General features: G+C 35.3%; 18 protein-coding genes and 2 tRNA genes. 3 read left to right on the forward strand and 17 right to left on the reverse strand.

Features of this window, described 5'->3' with window-relative positions; translation table 11 throughout:
• Positions 1-298: 298 nt before the first annotated feature.
• From CG11_RS22725 to CG11_RS22770, 10 genes are all read right to left on the reverse strand, one after another.
• Positions 299-910, reverse strand: coding sequence for a hypothetical protein (locus tag CG11_RS22725; protein ID WP_052599152.1), 612 nt, complete (start codon positions 908-910; stop codon positions 299-301).
• On the reverse strand, positions 911-1,441 hold the full coding sequence (locus CG11_RS22730) for a hypothetical protein (protein ID WP_052599153.1): 531 nt from the start codon (positions 1,439-1,441) through the stop codon (positions 911-913).
• Positions 1,442-1,450: 9 nt separating this feature from the next.
• A complete protein-coding gene (locus tag CG11_RS22735) occupies positions 1,451-1,633 on the reverse strand; it encodes a hypothetical protein (RefSeq protein ID WP_156039869.1) in 183 nt (60 codons plus the stop codon).
• A 513-nt stretch (positions 1,634-2,146) separates the two neighbouring features.
• Entirely contained in the window at positions 2,147-2,644 is a 498-nt protein-coding gene (locus CG11_RS22740) for a 3'-5' exonuclease (protein WP_052599155.1), read from the reverse strand.
• Positions 2,645-2,713: 69 nt separating this feature from the next.
• On the reverse strand, positions 2,714-3,883 hold the full coding sequence (locus CG11_RS22745; RefSeq protein WP_052599156.1) for a leucine-rich repeat domain-containing protein: 1,170 nt from the start codon (positions 3,881-3,883) through the stop codon (positions 2,714-2,716).
• 9 nt (positions 3,884-3,892) lie between these two features.
• Entirely contained in the window at positions 3,893-4,567 is a 675-nt protein-coding gene (locus CG11_RS22750; protein WP_052599157.1) for a YiiX family permuted papain-like enzyme, read from the reverse strand.
• Between the two features lie 2 nt (positions 4,568-4,569).
• Entirely contained in the window at positions 4,570-5,766 is a 1,197-nt protein-coding gene (locus CG11_RS22755; protein WP_052599158.1) for a TIGR03862 family flavoprotein, read from the reverse strand.
• Between the two features lie 15 nt (positions 5,767-5,781).
• The gene (priA, locus tag CG11_RS22760) at positions 5,782-8,289 is read right to left on the reverse strand and encodes a primosomal protein N' (RefSeq protein WP_052599159.1); all 2,508 of its coding nucleotides are present in this window, start codon (positions 8,287-8,289) and stop codon (positions 5,782-5,784) included.
• A 212-nt stretch (positions 8,290-8,501) separates the two neighbouring features.
• On the reverse strand, positions 8,502-9,470 hold the full coding sequence (locus tag CG11_RS22765; RefSeq protein WP_052599160.1) for a fatty acid desaturase: 969 nt from the start codon (positions 9,468-9,470) through the stop codon (positions 8,502-8,504).
• A 557-nt stretch (positions 9,471-10,027) separates the two neighbouring features.
• Complete coding sequence (locus tag CG11_RS22770) at positions 10,028-10,783, reverse strand: hypothetical protein (RefSeq protein WP_156039870.1); 756 nt, start codon at positions 10,781-10,783, stop codon at positions 10,028-10,030.
• 727 nt (positions 10,784-11,510) lie between these two features.
• On the opposite strand from CG11_RS22770, the gene CG11_RS22775 reads away from it, so the two are divergent.
• On the forward strand, positions 11,511-12,314 hold the full coding sequence (locus tag CG11_RS22775; RefSeq protein ID WP_052599162.1) for a 1-acyl-sn-glycerol-3-phosphate acyltransferase: 804 nt from the start codon (positions 11,511-11,513) through the stop codon (positions 12,312-12,314).
• 1 nt (position 12,315) lies between these two features.
• Here the strand turns inward: CG11_RS22775 and CG11_RS22780 are convergent, their stop codons facing one another.
• The 4 genes from CG11_RS22780 to CG11_RS22795 form a co-directional block, all read right to left on the reverse strand.
• Positions 12,316-12,906, reverse strand: coding sequence for a cytochrome c oxidase subunit 3 (locus CG11_RS22780; RefSeq protein WP_231512828.1), 591 nt, complete (start codon positions 12,904-12,906; stop codon positions 12,316-12,318).
• A 158-nt stretch (positions 12,907-13,064) separates the two neighbouring features.
• The gene (locus tag CG11_RS22785) at positions 13,065-15,764 is read right to left on the reverse strand and encodes an AsmA-like C-terminal region-containing protein (protein ID WP_052599164.1); all 2,700 of its coding nucleotides are present in this window, start codon (positions 15,762-15,764) and stop codon (positions 13,065-13,067) included.
• Positions 15,765-15,962: 198 nt separating this feature from the next.
• Positions 15,963-16,037 (reverse strand) — tRNA-Val (locus CG11_RS22790).
• A gap of 61 nt (positions 16,038-16,098) precedes the next feature.
• Positions 16,099-16,173: transfer RNA gene (locus tag CG11_RS22795), tRNA-Val, on the reverse strand.
• 241 nt (positions 16,174-16,414) lie between these two features.
• Between CG11_RS22795 and CG11_RS22800 the strand changes: the two genes are divergently transcribed.
• Positions 16,415-17,419 (forward strand): hypothetical protein, encoded by a 1,005-nt coding sequence (locus tag CG11_RS22800; RefSeq protein WP_052599165.1) that lies wholly within the window; start codon positions 16,415-16,417, stop codon positions 17,417-17,419.
• A complete protein-coding gene (locus CG11_RS22805; protein WP_052599166.1) occupies positions 17,397-18,794 on the forward strand; it encodes an SDR family oxidoreductase in 1,398 nt (465 codons plus the stop codon). Before CG11_RS22800 ends, CG11_RS22805 begins: the two co-directional genes overlap by 23 nt.
• Positions 18,795-18,974: 180 nt before the next feature.
• Here the strand turns inward: CG11_RS22805 and CG11_RS22810 are convergent, their stop codons facing one another.
• From CG11_RS22810 to CG11_RS22820, 3 genes are all read right to left on the reverse strand, one after another.
• Complete coding sequence (locus CG11_RS22810) at positions 18,975-20,099, reverse strand: hypothetical protein (protein ID WP_052599167.1); 1,125 nt, start codon at positions 20,097-20,099, stop codon at positions 18,975-18,977.
• 72 nt (positions 20,100-20,171) lie between these two features.
• The gene (locus tag CG11_RS22815) at positions 20,172-21,218 is read right to left on the reverse strand and encodes a hypothetical protein (protein WP_052599168.1); all 1,047 of its coding nucleotides are present in this window, start codon (positions 21,216-21,218) and stop codon (positions 20,172-20,174) included.
• Between the two features lie 148 nt (positions 21,219-21,366).
• On the reverse strand, positions 21,367-22,005 hold the full coding sequence (locus CG11_RS22820; protein WP_052599230.1) for a WbqC family protein: 639 nt from the start codon (positions 22,003-22,005) through the stop codon (positions 21,367-21,369).
• Positions 22,006-22,066 lie beyond the last annotated feature (61 nt).

Below are 22,066 nucleotides of genomic sequence, written 5' to 3' on the forward strand. Positions count from 1 at the left end.
TATAAATATGCTTTTTTATCTTTTTGGTGAAAAAGTAAAAAACTAAGCTTGCCGAGTAGGCTTGTGCTAGTAGCACAAAAGCCCAAGGTCATGAGCGTAGCGAGCTACCACGAAGTAGCACCGTAGGTAACTAAGCTTGCGACCTCATGACCGCAGGGAATAATCAACGAACTACTAATATTGTAGACGTATACTTAAATACTCTGTCTGCTAATCGCCTGCATCCGTTTAAATAAAACAGAGAAAAACCATTAAAACAATAAAATGTAGCAGACAGCGTACTCAAGCAGACCTGTTTTTAAGATTCTTTAGCTTTGGTGACGATGAATTCACCGTAAGCATCACCACACTCAATACCTTTGACTTGTTCACACTCATAGGTTCCAATTGGTTTGCCTTTAGGATCGTAATCACCAGCATAAGCCAATTCCATAAAAGCAGCGCAAACGCCTCTAACCATGTAAGCACTCATCTTAGAGGAATGGCCATAATCTACAATATCAGCTTCATAATAATCATAGGCTCTTACAACCATCTTCTCGTTTGGAATTAGCTCTACAATTTCTGTATTTGCCCAACCCCAAGCGGTGAATACAGCAAAAGCACCATGTAGAATATCTTCTGGAATTTTTTCTAACATTGGTCCAACAACAGCATTCCATTCATCTGAGGTAATAATACCATAACCTGTATGATACCCACATTCATGAGCAGCGTTGTATAATAAATACTCTTTATAGAAACGCATTTCGGGAGATGATTTGGACGATAAGCGTTCGGCAAACGCATTCCAAAAATCAGTAGGAAGTTGGTTGACGGTTACATTAAAACCTTCTATAATACCATTTTCATCTGGCAACATGTCTATTTGAGACATTTGTTGAATGATCTTTTTTCTATCTATAGCCATTTATCTTCGAGTTACTTTAAAAAAAGAGGTGGGGGCACCCATAACAATACTTTGTTCTTCTACTGCTTGAAAGGAATTGGGAGACATGTCTAGGCAAACGGCAAATAATGCCTCAATAAATCCGCCAGAAATGTAATTAATCGGTTTGTCATAAACCCCCCATTTTTTTACCCAACCGCTATCGGTATGAGAGAAGGGAAGTTCGACAGCACCACTAAATTTTCCAATGAATTTGACGTTCATTTTTCCTAATCCCAACAAGGAATAATATTGACTGGCAATAGTGACTTTTTCTTTAATGGTAGAGTGTTCTGGATGTTTGGAAAAGTACTGGATTAATAAGTCTCGAAAACTTTCTCTTGCACATTCTTTTAATAAATCTGTTTCACCAGCATCTAAAGCCAATTGAGTGTATAAGCAAGTATAGTGATGACAGTGCAAAACCGACAAGATACCATTTATATAATGTCTATTGGTTTTTTCATCAAACTGATGATTGTATTGTATGTTATCTTTTATTACAATAGCCATAGTTGTTCTTTATTTAAATTCCTTTTTTATTTCTTCCATAGCATCTTGGAAAGTACCAATAAGTTCTTGGGTATCTTCAATTTCTGCGGCTTTGACACTAGGGGTTCGAGTAATAACTGCAAGTCTGATTTTTGCTTTTAGCCCGCCTAATTTTTGCGCTTCATCATAAAACTGAGTTAATCGTTCTGCCATATAATTCATTTCATTTTGTATCTTAATAAGATGCTTTTAGGTATTGTATTGTGAGAGGAATAGGGATCGTTCAAATACTTGCTAAAGCATATAAGAGATGACTTTAATTAAGATAGATGTTAGAAATAATAAATTGTATCGGATATCTAGAATTGTCATACCAATGAAAGAATGGGGGGAATGACAATTCTAATTATAGTGTAAACATATAAATCTTTCTTCAAAAATTGCACCATATAGGCTGTTATTTATTTATTAAGCAGCGCTTAAACCAGAGGCTATATAGAGTTGGATGATAAATATATCGCTATGTTGTGGTGTAGGAACTGTTATTACACAAATAAGTCCCTGTTTTGTTAGTTCAAAAATAGCGAATTATGGACTAACAATTGATGCTTAATGTTGGTAGTATACACATTTTCATAGATAAAAAAATAGAATGCAATTTCATTTTGAATGAAAAACTATAAGAATGAAGTTTTGACAACAAGGTGCTGTGCAAAATAATAGAACTTAACGTTGTAAATACAATTGAGCACAGCCCTCTGCATCCGAAAGTGCATGATGATGATTGAGCTCAATTCCTTTTCGGGCACAACAAGCACTCAATTTAGCAGGTTTATAGCCTTTAGATCGGTAGATTTTGCAGGTGCATTCCCAACGATAGCCAAGGTCATAATCATCGTAATTCAAACCATAATAAGCCATAGAATTTTTTAGAACACTTCTGTCAAAAGATTCATTATGAGCAACCAACGTTTGACTTTCTATTCGTTTGATAATATCGGGAAACAAATCTAGGAAGTTCGCTTGACCCGCTGTTTCGTGAGGCTGAATGCCATGTACTTGAATTGTTTGCCAAGTGTATAAATTGCCAGGTGGTTGAATGAGAGAGTAATATTTATCGGTAATAATACCATTTTCTACCGTTACAAGTCCGATAGCACAAGCGCTGTATCTGTGATAGGTCGCCGTTTCAAAATCAATAGCTACAAAATTCATAGGATTCATTTTATACAGTTAATAGAGTCATTCACTAATTTTTGTGAATGATTGTTAATAGGGAAATTAGAATGGGGGTTAAGCTTCAAAAATAAATGTACAATCGGGCAAAGCTGTCTCTAGTTCTTGTCTTTCTATATTGGTAAACGCATAAGGTTTGATATGTTTAAAGGTAAACTCTTTTAACCAAGTCATTTCTTTGAGCCATTCCCAGCCATAAATTTGAATTCTAGAAACTCCATCAGGGATCCCTTTGTCATCAATGTCAAAAAGAGATTCATATCCTTCAACAGTAGTAAATTTCGCATCATAAGAAAGGTAACTCAAATCTAAGTAGGTAAGTTTTTTTAAATTTTTGATCGTATTAGGAATGCTAACAGCTGGTTCAATAACCAAGCATTCAAGGGATTGCATTTTGTCAATGTCTTCAGGAATATCAACAGAATAGGCATTGATTTGCAAGAGCTCTAAGTTTGATAATTGCGTAAAGGTTTTAGGAATTTTTAGATAGGGATTGCTTCCCATACCACTAAATAGCGTTAAATACTTTAATTGACGCAGCTCGTGAAGCCATTCGGGAATTTCTGTAACAATCACATCTCCCAAGTCCAAATGCTCCAGTTGTTTCATTTGGCGAATGCAGGAAGGAAAATCATAGGCATAAGTGTCTTGCCCAGACACTTGGCGTTGGGGCGTGCTAAAAATACCTGGAATCCCATAAAGAATCAATTCTTTCAATGCAGGTAGTTGTCCCAACTCATCGGGCAAGTTGCGCAATTCATTGTTGCAAGACAAGTCGAGCCGAACTAAGTTGTGTAGTTGCACAATCTCTTTAGGAATTTCTTTGATATTATTCCAAGAAAGATTGAGTTTGGTAATAAACTGGCAGTTCAACAAAACTTTGGGAAACGTTGTCAGTTTTGATTGTTCTTTATTGATGCCAACACTTCCTTTTAAATTCATAGAAGGATGAAAATGGACGTTACAAAAACTATGAATGTGTGCTTGTTTTAAATCTAGGGCATCTGTAGGAAAGGCTATATTGTCTTCTTCACAATCTTCTCTAAAAATCTCGAGCCAATAGGAGCGATCTTGCTCAAAAGAAGGCAACTCTTGAAGGGCTTTGTAAAATTCATTGATTACTTCCTCACGACAACCCAAGCCTTTTGCTAATTCAAAGGCTAAGGCTCTATTCTCTGGATCTGTGGAGTAAAAAAGCGATCTAATTTTTTCTCTTTGAGTAGGCATAATATTGAATTAGTTAGGAACCGTAATTAATAGCTCAGATTCAAAAATAGCAGCAGGTGAAATGACCTTTTCATCCAAGGGAATTGCGCCCTTATAGCGTTCTTGTAGTTTTCTTTGCACTTCATCGTCGGTTAAGTCAAATGACTCTAAGGTTTGCAATTGACCCAATTCAACCCCAATCGCTTTTTTATAAATTTTCCAGACCAATTCAGAACAATAAATCCTATCATCCGACCATTCAAAATAAAAATCATAATGCTTGCCCATGTATTGCTTGCCAATTGTTTTCATTGAATGCAAAGCTTGTTCATCGAGTATTTGATCGGCATCTTTTAATCGTTTGACAACATATTGCTCTTTTTGACCCCGCTTAATCCAAGTTTTTAGAGGAGTTAATTGAACAGGTTCTATTGCTTCATAGACCCAAAAACTTCCTTCTTTTTGATAAATAATGCCAACGTGACTATAAGGAGAATGCGTTGCCAACTGAATCGCTTTACTTTGTCTAGAATTAGAAGTTTGAAAAATAATATCTCCACTTTGAAAAGCAGGCGCTATTTGATTGGGTTTGCGAGGGGGATAAATGCAATCAGGGGTGGTAGGTTCAGGCGTGCACGCAGTTAAGCTATAGAGGATCAGCAAAGCAAAGAACATTAAGTTCACTCTTGGGAAATTCTTTTTCATAACTATTGGCATTTAGTTTTTAAATAATGGGTACAAGCCATTGCGGTAGAAAAACAACCTTGCAACAAAAAACCACCTGTAGGAGCATCCCAATCTAACATTTCGCCAATAACAAAAATATGAGGATACTTTTGAAGTGAATAATTAGCATTGAGTGCATTCAAAGAAACACCACCTATGGTAGAAATAGCTTCTTCTATGGGGCGTAAAGCTTCTATTGGAATTTTCAAATGTTTGATGGCTTCTATAAATCGTTCAGGAGCCAAGTATTCCTCTTTTGTTGTAAATGCTTTGAGCAAGGCAAATTCTGCCTTGTTTAAATTAAATTCATAAGCATAGTTCTTAGTTTTTAAGCGTTTACCTTTTGTTTTACTCAATAAATTTTGATGAGAGTTATTGGGTTTGAAATCAATAGCTAAAAAAGGAGGCTGTAGGGACTTAAAAGCAGTACGGATGAGTGGTACAATAGGATAGATAGCGTTCCCTTCTAAGCCATAATCTGTAATCAAAGCTTCTCCTTTTAGGGAAGTAGAGCCAAGAGAAACTTGAATATTTTTTAGTGGTGTTCCTGCGTATTTATCCCTAAACGCTGCATCCCACTTAACTTCAAGACCGCAGTTAGAAGCTTCAAAAGGCTGCGTAGAAATTCCCAGTTGTTCAAAGAAAGGCAACCATTTCATATTACTACCAGTAACCGACCAAGATGCACCGCCCAAAGCAAAAATATAAGCATCCGCTTGTGGTGAAAAGGTAGTAGATTGATGTTTTAGAATAGGTAATTGGTGCGCATTAAAACCTATAAATTCATGTTTGCAATGAATTTGGACACCATTATCCAACAGTTTGTCTTTAATTTTTTGCAAAACTTGAATCGGTTTAACCCCTTTTTGAGGAAAAACCCGACCACTACTACCAATAAAAGTAGTTATGCCTAATTTTTCTAGCCATGCACGCATTTTTTGAGTATCAAAAGATTGCAATGCAGATTGCAAAACAGGATGAGGCGTATATTTTTGATATAGGTCGTCCTCTATAGCAGCATTGGTCAAATTAAAACCACCATTGCCCGCTACCAAGAATTTACGACCAATGGTTTTTCCCTTTTCGTAAATATGCACGTCACAAGTAGCACTTAATTGCTCTGCTGCAATTAGCCCTGCTGCACCACCACCAATAATGATAACTTTTTTTGACTGCATCCTAAAATCGTTTGTTTAATAAGGGTCTACATCAATAATTGTTCGAACGGTAGAAAAGCCTTTTTGAGCTTTTAGGTGATTTTGAACATCCCCAATTAACTGTTTGGTATAATTGAGCTGCTCAGAATTTTTTCCTAATTTTATAATAATATCTCTTATATAATAAGTACGAATTCTAGAAATTCCAGGCGTTGCAGGACCTAAAATTCGATCTCCTAATTTTAGTTTTAAGCACTCCGCAAAAAAGCGAGCGGCTTTGTCTACCACATCAGCTTTTTTATGTTTTAATTGAATTTTAATTAAGCGATGAAATGGAGGGTAAGCAAAATCAATTCGTTCTTGCAATTCTCGTTCAAAAAAGTCCTTAAAATTATTTCTTTTAACTTCTTTCAACACGGGATGATCCATTTTATAAGCTTGGATATATACTTTTCCCTTTTTCTTTTTTCGTCCTGCACGACCACTCACTTGCAACAGGAGTTGAAATGCTCGTTCGGTCGCTCTAAAATCAGGGAAGTGCAACATTTGATCGGCACTTAGTACCCCAACCAACCCCACATTATCAAAGTCTAAACCTTTGGTGACCATTTGTGTACCAACCAAGATGTCTACTTCTTTGTTGGCAAAACGATGGATAATTTTTTCATGACCATGTTTGCCTTTTACGGTGTCCCAATCCATGCGAGCAACTTTTACATTAGGGAGGTAAATTTGTAGCTCATCTTCAATTTTTTCGGTTCCAAAACCTTTGATGATTAAACCATGATTGCCACAAGCAGGGCATGACTTAGGTAATTTTCGATGGTGATTGCAATAATGGCAATGTAAATCATTGCTAAACTTATGATAAGTTAAACTAACATCACAATCGACACAGTCTGCCGTCCAACCACAGGTATTACAACTATAAACAGGCGCATAACCTCGGCGATTTTGAAACAAAATTACTTGTTCTTCATTCGCCAACGTTTCTTCAATGGCTTGAAGGAGTTGAGGTGTAAAATGCGATTTCATACGCTTTTTCTTAGTTTCTTCTCCTGCATCTATAATATGAATATCAGGCAAAGTCGCATCCCCAAAACGTTTGTTTAATTCGACCAAGCCATATTTTTTTTGTTGCACATTATAATAGGTCTCTAAGGATGGCGTTGCCGTTCCTAGCAGCGTTTTGGCTTGGTATAAATAAGATAAAAATACAGCGGTATCACGGGCATTGTACCTTGGAGCAGGTTCATTTTGTTTGTAAGATGGGTCGTGTTCTTCGTCAACAATGATTAAACCCAAATTAGAAAAAGGAAGAAACAAAGCAGAGCGAGCCCCTAAAACAATAGGCACTCCATTGAGAGAGTTGTGCCAAATTTCTACGCGTTCGTTGTTATTAAACTTAGAATGATAAACAATAATTTGATCGCCAAAATGTTTTTGCAAGCGTTGTACGATTTGGGCTGTTAGCGCAATTTCAGGCAATAAGTAGAGCACCTGTTGCCCTTTGGCAATCACTTCTTCCATTAATTCGACAAAAACTTGCGTTTTACCACTTCCCGTTACTCCGTGTAGCAGGACAACATTTTTTTCTTCAAAAGCTTCCTTAACTTCTGTTAATGCTTGTTCTTGAGCATTTGATAATTTAAAGTTGCCAATAACTTCCCCTTCGTATTCTCCAAGTCGACTAATTTCTTTTTGGTAGACTTCTAGAATGTTTTTGTCGACTAATTTTTTTAGACCACTAGAATCTATCTTAGCTCGATCATAAAGTGCCGCTTTAGGGACTTCGTCCAACTCCTTGCTCAATTGAATAAATGCCATCAACGTTTCTGCTTGGCGAATAGCACGAGTTCCAATCATTTCAAAGGCATCTCGTAGTTTGGTAGAGTCGCTAAAGTAGGGCTCTGCCAAGCAAACCATATCTATTGTTTTGCTTTTGTATTTATTCTTTAACTCTTCATTGACATGGATCAAGCGCTTTTCCATCAAACTTTTGATATAAGGATAGATGGTTTTTTGGTTAATTAAGGCTTGTGTTTCGGCAATTGTCAACTCAACCCGATTAAATAATGCCTCTAAAATGGTATATTCTTTATCATTGAGGTTGTGGTTGCCAAAGTCATCTTCAGAAAAATCATGCCGTAAGGTAATTTTAGTCTCACTTGCTAGTTTTAAGCCTGCTGGCAACGCCGCATTCATAACTTCCCCCATTGTGGTAGCATAATATTGGCTCATCCATTCCCACAATTTGAACTGCTTTTCTGTAACAACAGCTTCGTCATCCAATACATTTAGAATGGGTTTGGGAATATAATTCTCAGGTTCTGTTTGATGGATTTTGTAGATTAAAGCAGAATATAATTTGCTCTTGCCAAATTGAACTTCTACCCGAAAGCCCACCTGCACTAAATCTTTGAGATGAAGTGGAACACTATAAGTATAGAGTTTTGGCAGAGCAACAGGAACAATTACGCTTACAAATAATCGTTGTGTGCTTGCTTCGTTATCATTTTCCAAAAGATGGAGCAGTTGATCCATATAATATTTGTGCTTTTTGTCTTAAATCTTATTCTGTAGTATAAAGATAGGTATAAAAAGGATGATAAAACAGGTTTTTGCTATTTTTTATTACGCAAAATAATGATTGTGTATCTTATTTGCTTATTTTTTAATAAAAAGAACAAAAAAAAGACAAACTCCAATAGTAGAGTTTGTCTTTTTTAGTGCTTCTCCTTGTAGAGAACGAATGACTAGTGCGTTGTTGCTGTTACTGGTTCTTGAATCCCTTCTACACTAGGTTTGCCTTGGTTGGCTTCTTTTTCTTTTCTTTCTAGACGCATTGATTTGGTTCTAAAACGCTTATTGAAAGGAGCAAAAATATAAGCTTTGAAAATATAGCCCCAGAAATAAGGTTCGTTCAAACTAGGATCAATTTTATGCTCTATTTTTTCGTGTGCTTCTTTTGCCAAACTCCAGTGCATATTGGCATTCATATGATGTACCGTATGATAACCATTATTAAATAAGAACCAATTTAGAGAGAAAATATGCGATGCAGTAATGTTGCGAGAGTGATTGTACTCAGATTCTTCATCAGCATGTACATGTTGTACAAAGTTAAAGACAACTACTGTATACAAAGATGCTTGATGAGGGATAATAACTAGGAAAATAGCTGCTACCCAGTTTAAGTACAAAAAGGTACCTACCCAAGCCAAAAGAACAACAATTTGAGAAATAAAGCGCCAGAATTCACCACGATTTTTGCGGTAACGCTCTTGCAAGAACTCCTTATTGGCAATTGATTGGTAGTAATTACTAACAAATGGATATATTAAAAGTACCCATAGCTCATTGCGTTCTGTAAAACGGTACGTTTTGGTATAATCTGGTTCTTTGTTATTGTGTTTGTGATGGTTGCGGTTGTGTGTTGGAATCCAACCAAATACAGGAGTACCATAAAAAAGAGTAATCCAGTATTCCATTAAACGATTTAAGGGCTCTGACTTAAATATAGATACATGCATCGTATTATGTGCTATTACAGACACAGTTACTGCCATGAATAAATGCCAGATGTATAATCCTGCAAATACTAGTGTGCCTCCTGTCCATAAAATACTATCTGGATTGTTCCACGATACCCACATGAATGCGAATAAACAAGTAGTAATGGTCATAAAGAGGAGGGTCTTCAAATCAGCTTTGTACTTCAACATTTTTAATAAGTTTTGATGATAAATTGCTGCTTTTGTTAAAATAAACAGGAGCAATTTAGTTGAAATAATAACTACAAAACAGTTGTCTTGTATTTATTAAGAACATTTTGACTTTTTAATAAAGTGTTTCTTTGAAGTTGACAAGCAAAACTCTATTAAACAAATAAACACTCCATAAAGTTTAAAAACAAGGCAAAAATACAAAGTTTTATACATATTGTTACTATTCAAACTAATTTTAATAGTACTTAAAAAGTTTAAGTAGTTGATTGTTAGTGATATAAACTTTATTATTATTTGTTTTTGTTTATTTGTATATATATTCAATCAACAGAAAAAGGCCTTTTTTACTCTATTTTTGCTGCTTTTCAACTTCATTTATATTGATGCACAAAACTATACCATCCCCTATAAAACTCCAGTTTTAGAATTATCAAAAGGATAGAAATTATTAAAATGAAGAGTTAATAGATTGCTGGTCAGTGTATTTGATAGGGTTTTGTTTTGAAATAATGTTTTGTTAAGAGAATGCAATTAGAGAGAGGGAATCAGCAGTTCTAGTCATTGCTAGACAATAATTGCTCCTCTTGAATGTCGGTGTTTGTTACTTCGAAATTATCGACCTCAATTTTAAATCCACTAGAATGTTCTACTTGAATATCTTTAAAAACATAACGAACGGCATCAGAGCGAATTGCATTTTTATCAAAGGTGTCTTTGTGGTAAGTTTGTCTAAAGACCATTCTGCCATGGATATTATAGGCAGCTAGTTCAAAAGAATGAATTTTGGAATCTTTCTTATCAATAACGTTTGTATAATTATAAATAGAATCATAAGCACGTTGAGCCCTTTGGTTGGGATTTTGTGTTCCAAAAGAAGGTACAACAACCTCTTTTCCTTCGTTTGTCATCCCTTTGATATTAGTATAAGAGATGAATGCACCATTGCCATAACGACTTCTTATAAAACCCAATGCTCTACTATTGAGAAAACTACCTTGAATATCTTTTAAAACAATTGCTTCTCCTCTTGTTGATATAATTGCTAAATCAAACTCTGTGATAACCACTTGACAAACGGCTATGGTGTCGGGATGTTGACATCCTAATTTGACCAAAGGCGTATTTCTATTCGAATTGGTGGGGCAATCACATGAAGTAGCTGTTTGAGGCAAGGCTAATGCTTGCGAAAAGGAAGGTTTCAGGCGGCGTTTTCGAATTTTTATACTAGGAACATCTTTAAATTTTGATGTTTGTGCGTCTGCAAGTGGCAAGCACAATAACATAGATAGGAGACAGGAGAAATATTTCATAGGAGTATTTATTTGTAGCGTTGCGAATGGTTGATTGCAATTGTCTTAACGGAACTTTAACGAAAGGTTACAAAATAACAGTGTGCTAAGTCTTTTTTATAAAAAAAATATAGGCAGAGGTCAACTTTTTAGTTAGAATTGGAGTTAATTAAGCGGGAATTAAATGCAATTCTAGGGAGTATCGATGAAATAGTGGTATTGGTTTGCTAAAATTGATAACGATGCTAAAGACAAGTAGTTGATAACTGTTTGACTAAACAAACAAAGTAGCCAAGTGAATTTTTTATGGGATATTTTCTAAGTTTTGAATTCATTTTGCTCGCGAGAAAGCATGTTTAATTCTAAGAAAACTAAAAAAATTGGTCAACTACTAAGAATGGATAATAGTTACATTAGCTATCTTTGTATTAGTACTTCGTGGATTTTTTAGCTTTTTTGTAAAAAACTAAAAAAGCATCTTTGCATCAGTTTGATTATCAATTCTTTAAGAAATCAAGCAGCAAAAGTATACTCTATTGATAATCAAACTGATGCGATTTTCCCACGAAGTAATGTGTATAGAATTTTATATTTTTTCGTTCTTAAAAAGAAGTAAACCTATTAAGAAAGAGTAGTATAGATTCATAATGATGTCTTGAAAAATAGTTGTTTATGAATCGCGCTTGTTTTTTAAACTAAAAAACTAAATCAAATTATAAATTAACCCAATATTCCTAAATTTTATCTTATGCAAGCATTTGACACAAAATCATTACCTGCACCACTAAGAGCCATTGTTGTCTTTATGCAACGTCTTTGGTTTGCTTGGTGTTGTTTAGCAACATTACTAATTGGCGTGGTTGCTTTAGTGTGTTACATCTTCATTTTTAATTTCTTGAGTGGAAAGAAGGCTGCCAATGCAGCTTACTTTGTGACCAAGTGGTGGGGAAAAACCTTATTGGCAGCTATGTTGGTACGGGTAACTTCAGAGGGGCTAGAAAAAATTGATCCAGAAGCAGGTGCCTATGTTTTGGTAAGCAATCACTTATCAGTAGTAGATATTCCTATTTGTATGTCAACAGCACCAGTGCCATTTTCCTTTTTAGCCAAACAAGAAGTAGACAAATTGCCGATTGTTGGGTATTTGGCTAGAAATATGCACGTTTATGTAGACCGAAAAAGTAAGGAAAGCCGCAAGCAGACCCTAGAGCGTATGAAAGCGCATATTGATTCTGGTCATTCTATTCATATTTATGCAGAAGGAACACGAAACAAAACGAATGAATTGTTGCAAGATTTTTATGATGGTGCCTTTAAATTGGCAATAGAAACACAACAGCCCATTGTGGCAATGACCATTTGTGATTCAGATAAAGTCTCGACTCCCAAAAAACCTTTTTTAGGTTCTCCTGCGTGGGTGCATTGTATTTGGGATGCTCCAATTTCGACAAAGGGAATGACGGTTGAAAATGACTTAGAACACCTCAAAACGATTGTTAGAGAACGTATCTTACACAATTTAGAACGTTATCATGCGACGTATCACATTTAGATTAAAAAAGCATATTTAGCAAGAAAAATAAGACTAGAAAAATCCACAAGCCATCTAAGAAATGCCAATAAATCGTTAATAACTGAAGTCGCATTCTTTTGACAGGATCTGAAAAGTATAATAAAACAGTCATAGGTTCTTGCATCTTTTTATAAGCATTGTATAAAAAGAGTGCTAAAAAAGGAATTCCTCCAATAATATGCGCAAAATGCAGCCCCGAAATAGCATAAAGATAGTTCGCCCCGTTGCCAATGTTCTCTCCAATTAATGAAGATTTGAAATAAAACCAACCCACCACTTGTGCTCCCATAAATAAAATGGTCAACATCATGGTGACGGTAAGTGCTTTTTGGTACCCTTTGGTGTCATCGTCTTTGTAAGCTCGATTGGCTTTGTTCATAAAATAGCTACTAGCCAATAAAATAAAGGAATTGATAATAAAAATAGGAGGGAGATAGACCCCATCGGCACTATTTTGAGAACGTGTAAAAACATAGCCAATCGAAAATGCCATGAATAACATAGTCAGGCTGATTAGCAATAGGAATAAACCAATTTTTTCAAGTGGAAGTCCAACAGCTGAACGTTCCATGTTAGATTTTTTTGTCATGTTGTGTCCTGCAAGGTATTGTAATGGCACAATAAATTAGTATTGATACAAATAGCATAAAGGATACTGCATGAGTAAGACTCATAAGAGACGCTTTGTAACTATTAACCTATGGAACAGCACCTTTATATTATGGTTCATTAAAACCCATCAATATATTCTAAATCTCCTTCTTCTCCATTGTATTCAGGAATATCTTCCCATTCTTTGGGTTGTGCCAAGGGCTGAATTGTTGGTTGACTTGCTTCTATATTATTGTTTTTAGCAAATTCTGCACGAAGGGTATTGGTAATCGCAGGCAACTCTTGACTCAACTGTGCGTCTAAGAATTTTTTACTGTGTTTGGGACCAATTTTATAATCATAATCCCCATACAAATTGCCCATAATGCGCGCATATATATTAAATAATCCTTGTTGGCGAGCTTTTATAGCTGTTTTATCTGGATTGTATCGTTTAAATTTATTAGCAATTACCTGCCCTGCATTGATTTTTATTTTAAAATCCAAATCATGGTTGAAGCTATATTGTCCTCCAACAACTAAGTTCAAAGCATTGCTTTGAATAAACATAGCAGGCAATATAAATTTACCATGCTCGATTTTAAATTGATTTTTAAGCTTTGTGAAAGCTATATGTTGCAAGTCACGCATTTTGATAAAGGAAGAGAAACCTTCGAGCATTTTTAGATTAATCAACTCACCATTGGTAATTTCAACATCTGCCACCACAAATAAATCTTCGTTTTTGAAGTTGCCTAAAGAATCTAAAAATAAGTTTACTTTGATGAGTGATTTTAGGCGCCCTCTCAAGTGCTCTGCTGTTAAAACATCTTGACCAAAATTATCTAATTGTGCCAAAAATTCTTGGATATCAATATTGTTACAATCTAAGAATAGCTCTAGGCGAGGTTCTTTTTCAAAATAGATTTTACTGTTCAGCTCAAAAAGACCATCCATGGCATCTACTTTGACCCCTTTTAGTTGCATGACACTTTTGTCAAACTCAACGGCTCCATTAAAGTTTTTGGCTAAGACATTGCCATATTGCAGCTCAACAATATTAGTAATAAAGGTTCCTTTTAGGAAGGAGGTACGATAAGCTCTTCGCTCGAAATTTTCTTGTTTGAGTGAATCTTGGTCTTCAACCGCAGCGGCTTCAATTTCTTCGGCGGTATGTCCTCCACCAATGGCTAAAAGCTCGTCTAAATCCATTTTTTGAGAATTAAGAGAGGCTTGAAAGGTTAATTTAGCGTTTTGAGAATTTAAGGAATCAGAAAGCAATACAGGTAAGATATTTTGAAAATCGCCATTAAATACCATATCGCTTTTAGCTGTTTTGAAGGTAAGATTGGTAACGTTAAATGCATTGTTATCCAGCGATAATTCGCCTGTTTCTATATTTGTTGGTACATTATTAACGAGTAAATGTGCTTGATTAAAGTTGACTAAGCCATTTAGTTTGACTCTAGGGATACGATACATAGAGGTCATGTCTTTGAGACGACCATTTAGTGAAAGCTGGGCAATTTCTATCCAGCCACTTCCTTCTGTAACAGTATTACCAAAGAAGCCATAAACGGCATCTAGTGGAATTTTACCATCTAGCCCCATTGTAATTGTTGGGTTTTCCAAACCAACCATTTCCCAACTCAAGTTAATGGGTTGGTTATTTAGATTTGCTTGAAAACCAATGAGCTTCAATTTAGCAGTTTGATCGTCTATTCCATTGCCATTGGTGAAGTGTACATCAAAATTTACATTTTTCATGCTGCCAGCCATATTGGGATGTGTAATTCGACCGTCTTTTAGACCAAATTGGACTTCAACAATGGGAGCAATTCGTTTGGAGGAAATGCCGTTGACTCTAGCGTTGAAGGATAGTTTTCCATAGCTCTCAAATTGCCCTAATGTAGCAGCATATTGCTCTGGAATCAACTGCATCAAAGATCCTAGCAATGCTTTTTTACTGTCAAAAAGAAGATTGTATTCTGTGCCTTTGTCTACTTTTTTGACAGAACCATGCATGTTAAATTGATTGCCTTCGATGTATAGTTTGATATTGTCAAAGGAATAGATTTCCGCAGCCAAATCCAAATCAACAGAGCCATTGTAAGCTAAGTTAGTTCCTTTCATATAGGTCGTTTCACCAATTGTGATATGTTCTGAAAATAATTCAGCATAACTCGTCATGGTGTGCTGATTGGCGTTGACTTCATTATCAATAATAAAATCTCCTGCAAAATCGGCAGAACTAGCTCTAACCTTGATGTCATAGGCAGCCGCTTTGTCTACATAGTGAATGGTAATATTGGATAGTGTGGCATCAGAAATAGATAAATTCAAGTCGGTACTTTCATCTGTTTCTGTTTTTTCTGCTGAGCTTTTGAAAATATCATAGTTGACATGTCCTTTTTCGTCGCTATAGATAAATAAAGAGCCCTCATTGATGGATATGGATGTAAAATTGTAGTCGCCCATCAAAAGTCCTAAAGTACCGCATTGTAGAGAAATACTTTTAACATCCAGTAGTTTTTCCTCTTGCCCTCCTACACCGTCAATTTTAGCATCATTAAGGTAAACTGCGGCTTGTGGAAATTTCCAAATCAAAGACAAACTTGCTTCGCTTACTTGCAAATCTGTTTTCAGTTGCTTATTAAGTGTATTAATAACCATTCCTGCAATTTGTTTTTCAAATATGGCAGCAATAACAATGAGGCTGATGATGGAAATTAAAAATAAACTACCAATTAATTTGAATAAAAACTTGACACGACCTTTTTTGCGTTTTTTTTGAGCTTTTTTTTGTTCGTCTCTTTTCTTGTAATTATCTACAGACATGTTTCAGTTATTTGTTTCTTTTGGATGTGTTTGATGTGTGTGACACGGTACTTAGATTAAAAACAATATCTATTCAATCATTACTCCGTTGGAACTACGAAGTATTATTCAACTAAATTTACAAAAATCTATTCAATAAGCTTGATTTGTGTATATCTAAAACAAAAAAAGCTTCTACTAAAAAGTAGAAGCTTGATGTGGGTAATGAGGGATTCGAACCCCCGACCCCCTCGGTGTAAACGAGGTGCTCTGAACCAACTGAGCTAATCACCCGTAAAGAATTTGGATATAATTTGTAACTAAATACAAACTAACTATTTGAAGTGTTTTATAGTGGGTAATGAGGGATTCGAACCCCCGACCCCCTCGGTGTAAACGAGGTGCTCTGAACCAACTGAGCTAATCACCCTATTTTGTTATCTCTTCTTTTAAGAGCAGCACAAAGATAGGGCATTTTTATAAAACTGCAAATTTTTTCTATTTTTTTTTAAAATAAAATTAAGATTTAAATAAAGTTAGTAGCTAGTGCTGTTGTTTATTGTCTTGGTTTATAATTGTATAGCATATATGAAGGAAGAAAATTAAAGCTTGAATTTTTTTTGTAATTTTTTTGTACCTTACTTAAAAAGTGAATCAAGTATCATTGCACTATGAAAATACAAGCCATTCAAACCATCGCTAAGGTGAATTTTTCGAGATTTAAGCCTCAATCCAACAAAGGTTTTTATGAATCTTACTTCATAAGGGGAAATCATCCTTCTGAAAAAAAAGCCTTTTGGATTCGTTACACTGTATTTGCTCCCAAAGATCGACCCCAAGAAAATATGGGAGAATTGTGGTTTGTTTATTTTGATGGCAATAAAATTTATCCTGCCAAGCAGGAATTCCCAATAGAAATGTGTAAGTTTCCTCGAAAGCATTTTTTTGTAGAATTGGGAGCGAATTTTATCAATAGTGCTCAAGCACAAGGACAGATTGAAGAGATCTCTTGGAAATTGAATTATACGTCAGCGGCAGCCCCTATTTTTTTATTGCCTCAAAACTTATATATAGGTCCATTTCCCAAAGCCAAGTCTATCGTTTCTCAACCTTTTGCTCGGTTTGGTGGATACTTAAAAATGGGCAATCAGAAAATTAATATTGAAAATTGGGTAGGGTCTCAAAACCATAATTGGGGAGAACAACACACCGATTGGTATGCTTGGGGGCAAGTAGCAGGTTTTGATAACAGCCCAGCTACTTTTTTGGAAGTAGTGACTGCTAAACTAAACATAAAAGGAGTGGAGACGCCTTTTTTAACGATCTTAGTATTGCACCACAATGAAAAAAAATATCAATTGAATCAAATCAACCAATGGTTTACGAATAAAGGAAGTTTTGATTATTTTGATTGGACATTTGAATGTCAGACAAAGGAAATTCAATTAAAGGGAAGGATTAAAGCTTCTGCCAATGATTTTGTCGGGTTGCGCTACTTGAATCCTTCTGGAGGAAGCAAAAATTGCCTGAACAGTAAAGTGGCTAGTTGTGAGTTGGAAATACGAGAAACCAATCAGTCTGGCATGCCTCAAGCATTATTTAGCGAGCACAAATGCGCTTTTGAATTATTAACTAACGAAGGACAAGAACATCATGGCATTAAAATCAATTTTTAATTTAAAGAATAAGAAGCAGGATTTGAGGGGCAAATATGTTTTAATTACAGGCGCTGCTCAAGGTATTGGTTTAAAAACAGCCCATCAGTTTGCGGCAGCAGGTAGCCACCTTATTCTAACAGATATCAATGAAGAAAAGCTAGCCTTGGCAAAAGTAACTTTGAGAAAATACAAAGATATTGATGTGCAGGTTTTCAAAGTGGATGTATCGAGTAAAAAAGCTGTTCAAGAAATGGCTGATACGATACGACAACGCATTGGAAGAATTGATATTTTGGTTAATAATGCAGGTATTGGACATCAAGGCTCAATGGAAGATACTAGTTTGAAGACTTGGAAACGATTGATTGATATTAATCTTTGGGGACCATTGTATCATATTTATGCTTTTTTGCCCATGATGAAAGCACAAGGAAGTGGACAAATTGTTAATGTTTCGTCTGGTCAAGCTTTTTTTAGATTGCCAACTTGGGGGGCTTATGCTGCTATTAAATTGGCGATGGGGGCTGTTAGTGAAATATTGCATTATGAACTTCAACAGTACAACATAAAAGTGACAACCGTTTATCCTTATATGGTTAATACAGGATTTTATAAAGATGTGGAAGCTGAAACATTGGGGACAAAGCTGTCTATGAAGCTCCTGCCTCTATATTCTCAAAAACCAGAAACAGTCGCTAAAACTATTTTTAAAGCTGTAGAAAAAGGCAAACGCATAGAAATGGTTAATGTATTGAATAATATGGCAAAAGGACTGCATTTTTTTAACCCCGTATCCAATATTTTTAGCAAAACCGTAAATTTTGCATTGAATAGTTCTAATCGTTCTATCAAAAACTCACCTGTGATGCAGTCAGTCGAAAATTTAGTAAATTTATTGACCAATATATCCTATGGAGCATTGGGAGAGGTAGGTTTTAAAATGGAGGAAGTAATGTCTGGAGAGCACGAGTTTGTAAAAGGAAAACAAGGGAAGTTGCCCATGGAATTTAAAGTGGTATGGGGAACAGAAAATTTAGTTGACTGGGCAAATCCTTTTGGAGAAGACTTTATGTGTAATACACTAAGCGGAACGGTTACGATTGGTGGTTTGTGTGAAAATGCACCTTGTAGAGGACGTCTAGAGTTGAAATATTTTACAGAACAAAAAATACGATACACCTTCTATTTTCAGGCAAATGGAGAGTCGTATGAATTTATTGGAGAAAAAAGAAATATTTATCCTTGGAACTTACCGTTTTCTCATACCTGTTGTTTTGGAGAATTGAGGAAAGTAGGGTCTAATAAAGTGCTTTCCAATTCTATTACTCATTTTCATTGGGATACTCTGCCCGCTTTCTTGGGGAGTTTTGAATTGTTGAGAGATGCTGTCTGATGTTAGATAATTAAATAGCTTTTTATATGGCTGTTGATTAGAATAGTCGGCTATTTTTTTAGTAGCCGACTATTTAATTTATAGTAGTAGTTAGCTTCGCTGCTACTGCGTGATTAGTTAGCTACGCTACTATTGCGTGGTTTTAACGAACTATTGTGATAGAGTGTGGTTAATTTCTATTTACTCTGATGCTGGATTCAACTCAACGTTGTAAAAATCGAACGGAGTAACATCCTCTTTAGGTTTGCCCTCAATTAAATCAAACGTTGATAAATCATTTGGCAGTCGATCAAAATAAACATCATAGGTTAATAAATACAAACAAGGGCTCTTTTCTAAGCGTAAGTTTTCTTTATCATTGATGCTCTCCTTTATTAAATATTGATTTACAAGTACGTTTTGAATAGAACGCATCTTGAATTTTTTAGAACCTGCTAAGATATGGTACTTTTGTTTGCCTTTGTTGTATAAATTAACAAAAGCATAAGTACTCTGTGGGGCATAGTATTGTATCCTAAAAATAGTAGCTGTTTGGGTATGCCATACTCCTTTTAAGAAAAGTTGATTTTGACCAGAAGGAAGGACTTTGTAATTAGGAGTCAATGCATGAGAAGGAGGAATTGTGGTGGCAATTCTTTGGAGAGAAATGGGAACAGGAACTTCATTGAGCGTGCAAATCATTTTTTTTAGTGCATCATCTCTTGTCCAAAGAAAATCCTCTTTATATGCTTTAGAAATAGCCTTTGGAAAATTTTTAGTGCGTATACGGATACCTTTAAATTCAAGATAAGGAGAGGTTTGATCGCTGTAGTTTTTTACCAAAGATTCGCGTAAAATGGCTTCACCGTGAATAAAGTCTTCTCTAAAAAACTGAAATGCGCAACTGATACGAGTCATTGGTATCGTGGCATCTCGAAAAATTAAATCTAGAGGAGTTTCTTTTGTCTGTTTCGAAATGAGTTGCCCGTTTTTTCGGATGTCTTTAATAAGAACAGGGTGACAAATACCAGCAGCTGTTTCACAAGTCCACCCATGATTGCTACTAATTGACTCAAAAAGGTAATGGCCATCAGAAGTCGGTTTCTCAAAACTAACATAGAAGGTGATAAAAGGACCATTATAAATAATACTATCTATGAAGCTATTTTTATGAGAAGCTTTGTAGACAGGGTAAGGGTCTAATCCACTACTGTGCTCGACTAAAGGTTTTGCTTGTTTTTTGGATTGCCCAATGGTGGTAGTTGTACTTAATGTTAATAATAGCAAACAAGCAATTGAGAAGGTTAATTTTTGAGGTAGTAACATGAATGAAATTAGAGTTTTAATAGTTACAAAATTTTCTTTATAATGGTCTTGTTGTATCTGGGAATATCAATCTTATTCTAGAATAATAGCTTGCAAATCTTGAACCAATTTCTGTCCTTCTGCACTCAGTTTTTCTAGATTTTTTCCGTCGTTGGCTTTGGCTAAGGCCATGATAACAAAGTTGTCTGCACAAAGCTCGTCAGGGTGAATATTATACTGTGTGTTTCTACCGACTTGTTCCCAAAAACCAGTGATTTCATCAATAGAATATCCTACATCTTTATTCACAACCGACCATACTCCTGCACGGTTCTTTACTTCAAATAGTTGAAACGTTAAGTAACCGAAAAAAGCATTTAAGTCTGAAGTATACGCTTTGTATCGAGAATAAATGACAGGAATAGCTTCAAACTCACGACCTGTTTCTTTTTCTTTTACCGTAATAGCATATCTTAAATCAACTCCATCAGGATTATATAATACACGTTTTTTCAAAAAATCGGATAAGTTCAACTCAGGTAGTTTTTCAAATCCAATACGTTGATACAAGGCATCTCGTTTGTCTTTATTATAACGAGAATAAATGTGGAAAATTTCGTGAATCATAGTTGATAAAAAAGCATCATTCGCATCTTTTGCCATTGTTAACATAGGAGCAGGAATAATAATAGAATTGTCACGAGTATAATAAACTGAAGGACCGTAATATTTTCCAGCTGTTTTGATCAGAAAAATTTCAGGTAGTTTTAAGTTAGGATTAACTTTGTAAGACAACTCTAATGCTCTATCAAATAGTTTGGTAGCAATTTCTTTTTCTTCTTTGCTAAACTCCTGCAAATCATCTTGTAGCATTTTCTTGTAATCTTCTAAAACCGTAGTTCTAGGATCTTCTTCTCGGTTTTCTTTCATTTGTATGGACATTTCCAAAGGAGCTACTTTTCCAAAGAAATCCTCTTTTTCATCAATGACAATCCATTTGCTAGCTTCCTTTTTACTAAGAAAACGATAGCCTGGGCGTTCGGTTGTGTTAGCGTTGTTGTTTTGTGAAGCGCAGCCCATTATCAATAAGAGAATAGCAAGGTAAAAAACAGATAGGGCAGATGATTTGTGGATGGTCATGTTGTTTGCTTTATTGGTCTAAAAAGAGAAAGAGGGTTACTTTTAAAAAGAGTAAACCATCTATATATTAATCGTATTGAAGTTTATGTAGTTCGTGACTTTTTATAGACTGGCAACTTCACAAAGTGATGTTGTCTAACTTCATTGGTTATAAAATACTTGTTTGCAAATAATAAACAGCCTCTGGTCCTGTACAAAACAGCAAGTCCAAGATGCTTAAGTTAGAAACAAAACCTAATCTATCTTCAAAAACTTGAGGATAAGGGGCCGGTTTGAAAGAAGCATCTGCTGGAGCAGTGTAGTTTTTAGGCAATATGCAATTTCTAAAGTCAAGTACCTCTTTTTGAGGAGTTTTGACAAAGGTTTCAGAAAGGTGGATGTTTGGAGTTATTTGTAAACAATTCAGAACAAGTTCTTGCAAATCTAGACAAAAATCGAATAGAAGTACATAAGGCTTGTGGTACAGAATTTCAAAATCATCTTGGTAATATTCAAAAAATGGACTACTACCATATGCTGTTTTGATACTTCTCCAGTGCAGTGTCTGCCAATTTTTACTATTATCAATTTTTATACTGCGAATATTGGCTTGTTGATGCTTGCCTTTCAACAGAGGAATGCTTAGCGGAATGACGCCATTTGCTGTAGCAATATAACAACGATTCCGAAAAGAACCTTTTCGGTAATTTTCATGCTGTTCTAAGTAAATTGAATCGTGTTTTAAAAATTTGGAATAATACTGAACGGTACCTAAGTACTGAAGTTCCATTAAAATAGCTGTCTGCATACTCATTAAATTAAATAAGTGAATTCCTGAAGGTAAATAATCTAGCCATCAAATAGGTTGT

The organism is Aureispira sp. CCB-QB1 (assembly GCF_000724545.1).
In the GTDB taxonomy this organism is placed as follows: Bacteria; Bacteroidota; Bacteroidia; order Chitinophagales; family Saprospiraceae; genus Aureispira.

What these genes read in the sequence shown, in the direction of transcription:
- CG11_RS22725 (WP_052599152.1), bottom strand. Translation starts at nt 910, where the DNA reads ATGGCTATAGATAGAAAAAAGATCATTCAACAAATGTCTCAAATAGAC.
- CG11_RS22730 (WP_052599153.1), bottom strand. Translation starts at nt 1,441, where the DNA reads ATGGCTATTGTAATAAAAGATAACATACAATACAATCATCAGTTTGAT.
- CG11_RS22735 (WP_156039869.1), bottom strand. Translation starts at nt 1,633, where the DNA reads ATGGCAGAACGATTAACTCAGTTTTATGATGAAGCGCAAAAATTAGGC.
- CG11_RS22740 (WP_052599155.1), bottom strand. Translation starts at nt 2,644, where the DNA reads ATGAATCCTATGAATTTTGTAGCTATTGATTTTGAAACGGCGACCTAT.
- CG11_RS22745 (WP_052599156.1), bottom strand. Translation starts at nt 3,883, where the DNA reads ATGCCTACTCAAAGAGAAAAAATTAGATCGCTTTTTTACTCCACAGAT.
- CG11_RS22750 (WP_052599157.1), bottom strand. Translation starts at nt 4,567, where the DNA reads ATGAAAAAGAATTTCCCAAGAGTGAACTTAATGTTCTTTGCTTTGCTG.
- CG11_RS22755 (WP_052599158.1), bottom strand. Translation starts at nt 5,766, where the DNA reads ATGCAGTCAAAAAAAGTTATCATTATTGGTGGTGGTGCAGCAGGGCTA.
- priA (WP_052599159.1), bottom strand. Translation starts at nt 8,289, where the DNA reads ATGGATCAACTGCTCCATCTTTTGGAAAATGATAACGAAGCAAGCACA.
- CG11_RS22765 (WP_052599160.1), bottom strand. Translation starts at nt 9,470, where the DNA reads ATGTTGAAGTACAAAGCTGATTTGAAGACCCTCCTCTTTATGACCATT.
- CG11_RS22770 (WP_156039870.1), bottom strand. Translation starts at nt 10,783, where the DNA reads ATGAAATATTTCTCCTGTCTCCTATCTATGTTATTGTGCTTGCCACTT.
- CG11_RS22775 (WP_052599162.1), top strand. Translation starts at nt 11,511, where the DNA reads ATGCAAGCATTTGACACAAAATCATTACCTGCACCACTAAGAGCCATT.
- CG11_RS22780 (WP_231512828.1), bottom strand. Translation starts at nt 12,906, where the DNA reads ATGGAACGTTCAGCTGTTGGACTTCCACTTGAAAAAATTGGTTTATTC.
- CG11_RS22785 (WP_052599164.1), bottom strand. Translation starts at nt 15,764, where the DNA reads ATGTCTGTAGATAATTACAAGAAAAGAGACGAACAAAAAAAAGCTCAA.
- CG11_RS22800 (WP_052599165.1), top strand. Translation starts at nt 16,415, where the DNA reads ATGAAAATACAAGCCATTCAAACCATCGCTAAGGTGAATTTTTCGAGA.
- CG11_RS22805 (WP_052599166.1), top strand. Translation starts at nt 17,397, where the DNA reads ATGGCATTAAAATCAATTTTTAATTTAAAGAATAAGAAGCAGGATTTG.
- CG11_RS22810 (WP_052599167.1), bottom strand. Translation starts at nt 20,099, where the DNA reads ATGTTACTACCTCAAAAATTAACCTTCTCAATTGCTTGTTTGCTATTA.
- CG11_RS22815 (WP_052599168.1), bottom strand. Translation starts at nt 21,218, where the DNA reads ATGACCATCCACAAATCATCTGCCCTATCTGTTTTTTACCTTGCTATT.
- CG11_RS22820 (WP_052599230.1), bottom strand. Translation starts at nt 22,005, where the DNA reads ATGCAGACAGCTATTTTAATGGAACTTCAGTACTTAGGTACCGTTCAG.